6 protein-coding genes and 1 pseudogene are annotated in these 6,000 nt (G+C 46.6%); 2 read left to right on the top strand and 5 right to left on the bottom strand.

Features of this window, described 5'->3' with window-relative positions:
• Positions 1-24: 24 nt before the first annotated feature.
• The 3 genes from IYN85_RS24630 to IYN85_RS24625 all read right to left on the bottom strand — a co-directional run bounded on the left by IYN85_RS24630 (position 25) and on the right by IYN85_RS24625 (position 1,807).
• Complete coding sequence (locus IYN85_RS24630) at positions 25-333, bottom strand: hypothetical protein (RefSeq protein WP_196161636.1); 309 nt, start codon at positions 331-333, stop codon at positions 25-27.
• A 105-nt stretch (positions 334-438) separates the two neighbouring features.
• Positions 439-831 carry a DUF5958 family protein gene (locus IYN85_RS26540; RefSeq protein ID WP_370592245.1) on the bottom strand — a complete coding sequence of 131 codons (393 nt, stop codon included), beginning with the start codon at positions 829-831 and terminating at the stop codon, positions 439-441.
• 79 nt (positions 832-910) lie between these two features.
• The gene (locus IYN85_RS24625) at positions 911-1,807 is read right to left on the bottom strand and encodes a hypothetical protein (protein ID WP_196161635.1); all 897 of its coding nucleotides are present in this window, start codon (positions 1,805-1,807) and stop codon (positions 911-913) included.
• Between the two features lie 364 nt (positions 1,808-2,171).
• Here IYN85_RS24625 and IYN85_RS24620 point away from each other — a divergent pair.
• Positions 2,172-3,209 (top strand): annotated as a pseudogene (locus tag IYN85_RS24620) (integron integrase).
• A 263-nt stretch (positions 3,210-3,472) separates the two neighbouring features.
• On the opposite strand, the gene IYN85_RS24615 reads toward IYN85_RS24620, so the two are convergent.
• Together IYN85_RS24615 and IYN85_RS24610 are read right to left on the bottom strand one after the other, a co-directional pair.
• A complete protein-coding gene (locus tag IYN85_RS24615) occupies positions 3,473-3,937 on the bottom strand; it encodes a DUF1499 domain-containing protein (protein ID WP_196161634.1) in 465 nt (154 codons plus the stop codon).
• Between the two features lie 71 nt (positions 3,938-4,008).
• The gene (locus IYN85_RS24610; RefSeq protein ID WP_196161633.1) at positions 4,009-4,785 is read right to left on the bottom strand and encodes a ferredoxin--NADP reductase; all 777 of its coding nucleotides are present in this window, start codon (positions 4,783-4,785) and stop codon (positions 4,009-4,011) included.
• Positions 4,786-4,901: 116 nt separating this feature from the next.
• Between IYN85_RS24610 and IYN85_RS24605 the strand changes: the two genes are divergently transcribed.
• Entirely contained in the window at positions 4,902-5,792 is an 891-nt protein-coding gene (locus IYN85_RS24605; RefSeq protein WP_196161632.1) for a LysR substrate-binding domain-containing protein, read from the top strand.
• Positions 5,793-6,000 lie beyond the last annotated feature (208 nt).

Below are 6,000 nucleotides of genomic sequence, written 5' to 3'. Positions count from 1 at the left end.
GTTTGCGTACCGACTTGGTTTGTCTCAAGATTGCTTTTCAAGAAATCTTACACTTTTACCAAGTTTACGCGCGTACTCTATTTCATGTTTTGTGCTATCACCGATATAACAGCCTACATTCAAAACTAAGATTTCATCAGACATATCGATTTTGTGCTCATGGAGCTTGCCAAGCATTTCTCGTTGGCTCTCGGTTAACACGACACCTTCAGCATGATCGAAACCACCTACCGAAAGTACAATTTTGCCCGACATAGTTTCAGTGGCATTAGCTTCAATAAATGCTTCTTTAAATTTGGTGCTACCACAAAGTGTTACTACTACCGGTTTCACTTAGTTTCCTTAAAACCATAACGCCCAGCACAGCGGGTGGCAGAACTGGCACGTAATTGCGCAGCAATTTGAGTGACAGGTTTGCCAGTCCGATGCTGCTGTTTGTTATGAGCTTGTGAGGTTATGCCATTCATGTACACACCCTTCCCTACAATCACTTTCTCTTCGCCTTTGATCTGCTAATGAAAAGATCGCCAATAACAATGAAAATGCACGATCTTGATCAATGCCTCGAAGTTGCTTCAGCTTAGATCGGGCTTCTCTGAATGGCCTACTGCTAACAATAACGCAAGGTGTATAGGTTGGCCTCAATCCAGAGAGACCAGTTCCCTTTATAATCTCCTCTGATGTCGGGTGTGACTGAGACACACACAGGTCAAGGGAACCCATAATTTCTAGCTTCTGTGCATCAGTAGAACTAGCAAACCACTTCAATCCAACCTCAATTGGAATAAGGCCTTGTGCAAGTTTATTAATCTGTAGTTCATTTGCTTTCATGGCAGCTCATAACGCCCGCATTTGTGGCTGGTTTGGAGCACTGCGGAAAACCAGTCCAACAACATGCGATTGTTATATCTCAATATTCGCAAAAATCTACTGATTCCAAACCGCGCTGGACAAGCTCCTTGTTAAGCAGTTCGACTGCATCTTCTCTTAAGGAATTTAACTGTTGAGTAACTTCATGAGACTTAATTTCAATTACAGTCTCATGTTCAACGATTACGCCATCACGCAAAGCTTGAGTTGCTATTTCCCGGACATTCTGGAGGAGCTCGGCAGCCTTCTTTAGTCCTGCAATTTTTGGTTTTGGAATTCTACATTCATCGATAACCCGGGATTCGCGATCCACCAGGCGTCCGGTAGCAATTGCACTTTGCGTATCACCGATTGCTTTGATGAAATCAGTAGCTCTATTTTCCAAATGAAACGGGGTTCTTATGGCAGGGCGGTCAAACGCAGAACTCAACAGAAGTAAGTAGTGCTCTAGCTCATCGTAACTATCTCTGTATTCCAAAACCTCTTTGTAGTATCGGTACATAAGGTCGGTATGGTCGTTGAGAAAGTCTTGATAATCTTCCCAGAACATCAACGACACCTTAAATGGTTGCCCAGCGCTATTCAACGCACGAACGTGCTCCTGTAAGTTTGCATCTCTTGGACCTGTGGTAGCAATTACAAAGCGACCCAGCTTTGGCTTAAACCCCTTGGCTGCAGATACTTCGGCATCGATTTCAGTGGTTGTTAGTCGTTTAGATGGAGAAGCGGAATTTCGCTTTTTCTTACACTGAATCCCGGTTTCTTCTCTAGAAGAATGGTTGTAGCCAAAGACGTCCACGCCTGCTTGGGCCTGGCCTTGACGACCGTGGCGTTCTGCATAATCGTCTTTCCAAGCCCTACGTGCATAGTCGAGCGTAAGTCGCTCGAAGTCCTGCCAGTTAGCAGGAGGCGCAATTTCAACTTCAATTCCTGGCACGAGTTCTCCTTGAGATATAACAGTTTATTCGTACGCTACTGCGTATTTTTCATGCGCACATATGTAATTGTCTGACACAAGCCTATGTCGCTTCTAAGTCAAGCATATTGAGAGCTTCCGCGTTGGATGTCAATTTGACCATCCTTATTTTTGTGCTCCAGCTCAAGTATTTTAAATAACCAAGCACTTCAAACACCCGATTTCCCTAATGTCGAGCCTTTTGGTAGATACTCGTTCTCAGGCTCATTCCCGGAGTTTTTAAGCTTCAGCTCATATATATGACAATACCCCGGATATGTAAGCGTAAACGTCACGATTTTGTGATCGGTTTCTCGGGTCATTTCTATATCCGACCCTATACTGTATGAATATACATATAACATGTACAAGGAAATGTACGTTTATGAGAAAACCAGAACCGATTGACATCCGGACCGCTTTACCCGAAAAGCCTAAAGGCTTCTTAGATCAATTCAGAGTATTTATTCGTTCACGCGGTCTCGCCTATGCCACAGAAAAGACTTACCTGCTTTGGGCGAAACGCTTTATTAAATTTAGCAAGTACCAATCCCCTAAAGACTTTAGGCTTCAGGATATCGACACATTCCTTAATTATTTAGCGCAACAACGGTTTTGCTCACCTAATACCCAAGCGACTGCACTTAATGCTTTGATTCTGCTTTATCGTGAGTTTCTGGGATTCGACACCTGTGGATTAGGCTTCAATTACGCCAAACGAAAGCCAAGAGTTCCTATCGTATTGTCTAGAGCCGAGGCAGCTTCCGTCATCAAGGAATTAAGTGATGTACCTAAGTTGGTGACCCAACTCATGTACGGGTCAGGATTGCGAGTCAGTGAGGCATTGAATCTACGAGTAAAAGACATTGATTTTGCCAACGGCGGTCTTTTTGTTATGGGAGCTAAAGGCGATAAATCTCGACGCACGCTTCTACCATTATCACTGCACCAATCACTACAATCACAGATTGCCTTTGTAGAGCATACCTTTGAAGCAGATCTTGCCATCGGTAAAGCCGGTGTTTATCTTCCTGATGCTTTGTCTCTGAAGTGGCCAAATGCACAATATGAATTAGGTTGGCAGTACCTTTTTCCCTCACATGTATATTCTACAGATCCTCGCAGTGGTGTTGAAAGAAGACACCATATTTCTCGGGATCAGGTTCAACGAGCGATAAAACGGGCAGTCTAATGCCTAAAAATCAATAAGAGGGTTAGCTGCCATACTTTCCGACATTCATTTGCCACCGAATTATTGCGACAAGGAACCGACATACGCAACATACAGGAGATTCTCGGTCACTCGTCAGTCGAGACAACGCAAATTTATACCCATGTTGTCGGTATACAGGAAAGAGGGATTCGTAGCCCGATTGATCCGTAGAGTATGTCTGCTACAGGGATGAATGATAATTGGTTTCAATGCCAAGCTACGACAGCCGTGTGCAAGCAACGGAAAAAATAAGAAACTTTTTCAGTCAGCTAATGTGCAAAGCCAGCTATGCCTCGCCAGTAAACGATGTTCACTTACGATGTGATTGAAAGTATTTCTCATATCGACTAAACAGTCGTTTTCTATTTGAAAGCAATGCACCGCTTTTGTGGATCAACTGACTTACCACTAGATCGGACAATGAGGTTAACCCCTTAACGGACGACGCCGCGTGCAATCAGGTTTTCATGCAATTGCTCAACCCGATGTCGGTTCACCCCGAGATCCGATAAACCCAATAGTGACGATGACCGCACATGCACAACGCCGGTTGCTGGATCGGCCAACACTTCGACAAAATCAACGAAGCGAAACAACTCGCTGTAGGACTTGGCGTACAGATAGTAGCCTTCCTGATAGGTAATGTTGGTATTGGGCAAGTCGGTGACGGCGATGATGATTTCCGGCCAGGCTTGCGCAATGGGCATAGCCAAGGTCATCGGTTCAAAGCGATGAATCGGGCTGCCCGAATCACTGGAGACACAATTTGGAAATGGCAGGCAACCCGAAAGTTGCGTGGCGTCATTCACATTCTGCTTGGGAAAAACAACACAGCCGCTGAGCAATACAGCGGCCAGCAGCAGTGCCGAGTAATGAGATGGGTGTCGTATGGCGTGCATAAAAAAGGCTGTTCCAAAAATGTAGTGGTGCCAGCCTATACGGAGAATGTGTCGATTACGACTAATATGCCTTAACTTTCCACAAACGCTCGTTCAATCACGTAGTGACCCTGGTCACCGTGACGGGCTTCAACAAAGCCATGGCGGTTCAGGATCTCACAGGTGTCTTTCAGCATGCTTGGTGAACCACAAATCATGAATCGGTCGTGTTCGGGATTCATGGCCGGTAAGTTTACGTCGCGGAAGAGTTTGCCATTATCCATAAGCTCTGTGAGTCGGCCGGTATTGATAAAATCTTCACGCGTTACGGTTGGGTAGTAAATCAATTTGTCCCGTACCATATCACCAAAATACTCATTGGTCGGTAAGTCTTCTTTAATGAGATCTTTGTAGGCCAATTCATCAACCGTGCGGACACCGTGCGTGAGAATGACCTTTTCATACTGCTCATAGGTTTCTGGGTCTTTGATCACGCTCATAAACGGCGCCAAACCGGTACCGGTACTGATCAAGTACAAATTTTTGCCCGGTAACAGGTTATCCAGAATGAGCGTGCCCGTGGGTTTGGAACCGACCACGATCTCGTCCCCGACTTTGATTTTCTGCAACTTCGAGGTCAACGGACCGTCCGGAACCTTAATGCTGAAAAACTCCAGTTCTTCTTCGTAGTTTGCACTGGCAATGCTGTACGCACGCATCAACGGTCGGCCATCTTCCTGCTCCAGGCCAATCATCACGAAATGACCGTTCTTAAACCGAAAGCCATCATCCCGGGTGGTTTTAAAGCTAAACAGTGACTCGTTCCAGTGGTGAACGTCGGTTACGGTCTCTTTGCGCAGGTTTGCCATGTGTTTGCCCCATGTCGTCGCAGGTTGGTGTCAGTTTGAGTTGCGACCAGTGTAAAAGTTCCCTAACCTATCTGACAATCAGGATTATCAAGTTACATATATCGGAAAATACGATAATGAAATATACTCTACGACAGCTGGAGATTTTTCTGGCGGCGGCGCACCATCAGAGCATTTCCTTGGCCGCGAAAGAACTGGCGATGTCGCAGTCGGCCGCCAGCGAAGCCCTGAAAACACTGGAGCAGCAGTTTGATATTCAGTTGTTTGACCGGGCCGGGAAAACCTTGCGCCTGAATGAACTCGGCCGGACTCTGCGAGTTCAGGCTGAGGCGCTGCTCGATCAGGCCCGGGTCCTGGAGGCCGGTTTTCGGCGCCATTCGGACATTGGCGACCTCAAAATCGGCGCAACGCTGTCTATCGGTAACTATCTGGCCATTAACCTGATGGCCCGGTTTATGAAGCAACACCCACAAGCCCGCATTGAACTGGATGTCGCGAACACCACGACGATTGCGCAACGGGTACGTAACTATGAACTGGATATCGGTCTGATCGAAGGCGAATGCAATGAACCAGATCTGGACGCGATTCACTGGCGCACCGATGAGTTGATTGTGTTCTGTCATGCAGACCACCCTTTAGCCGAAAACGGCGTACTGACTGAACAAGACATTGTGAGCCAGCCCTGGATACTGCGCGAAGCCGGCTCGGGAACCCGGCAGACGTTTGATTGGGCAATGCACGACGTGCTGGCGGATATTCAGATCGCGCTGGAACTGCAACACACCGAAGCTATTAAGCGCGCAGTTGAGGCCAACTTAGGCATTGGGTGCCTCTCGGAGATCACCTTGGTGGATGCGTTTAAACGCGGCAACCTCGTTCCATTACGTGTGGAAGGGCGACGTTTTAATCGCCACCTGTATTTTATTCTGCACAAGCACAAATACCGCACAGCCGGGATCGAACAATGGATTCAGCTGTGTCAGCAAAGTACCGCAGCGCCTTAAAATTCGGTTGTGAATGGTAGGGTCGAGGGCAGCAGTGATTAATTCAAATGACCTCAGTGCTATCAGATCGATAAAATGAGCGAGGTGTTTTTTGCAGGGAATAGCGAGTCCTTGTCAAAACACACAACAAAGCTCATTCATCGATCTGAAGGACCCACAGGGCGGGTCTGAAATGGCAAATTTCTTTATTAAGTCCTTTGCCAAGATA

Source organism: Reinekea sp. G2M2-21 (assembly GCF_015687175.1).
In the GTDB taxonomy this organism is placed as follows: domain Bacteria; phylum Pseudomonadota; class Gammaproteobacteria; order Pseudomonadales; family Natronospirillaceae; genus Reinekea.
Note: the sequence above shows the minus strand (reverse complement) of the source record. Positions and strands in the feature narration are given on the sequence as shown.

Excerpts from the sequence above, each read along its gene's own strand:
- IYN85_RS26540 (WP_370592245.1), bottom strand. The coding sequence starts at position 831 with ATGAAAGCAAATGAACTACAGATTAATAAACTTGCACAAGGCCTTATT.
- IYN85_RS24615 (WP_196161634.1), bottom strand. The coding sequence starts at position 3,937 with ATGCACGCCATACGACACCCATCTCATTACTCGGCACTGCTGCTGGCC.
- IYN85_RS24610 (WP_196161633.1), bottom strand. The coding sequence starts at position 4,785 with ATGGCAAACCTGCGCAAAGAGACCGTAACCGACGTTCACCACTGGAAC.
- IYN85_RS24605 (WP_196161632.1), top strand. The coding sequence starts at position 4,902 with ATGAAATATACTCTACGACAGCTGGAGATTTTTCTGGCGGCGGCGCAC.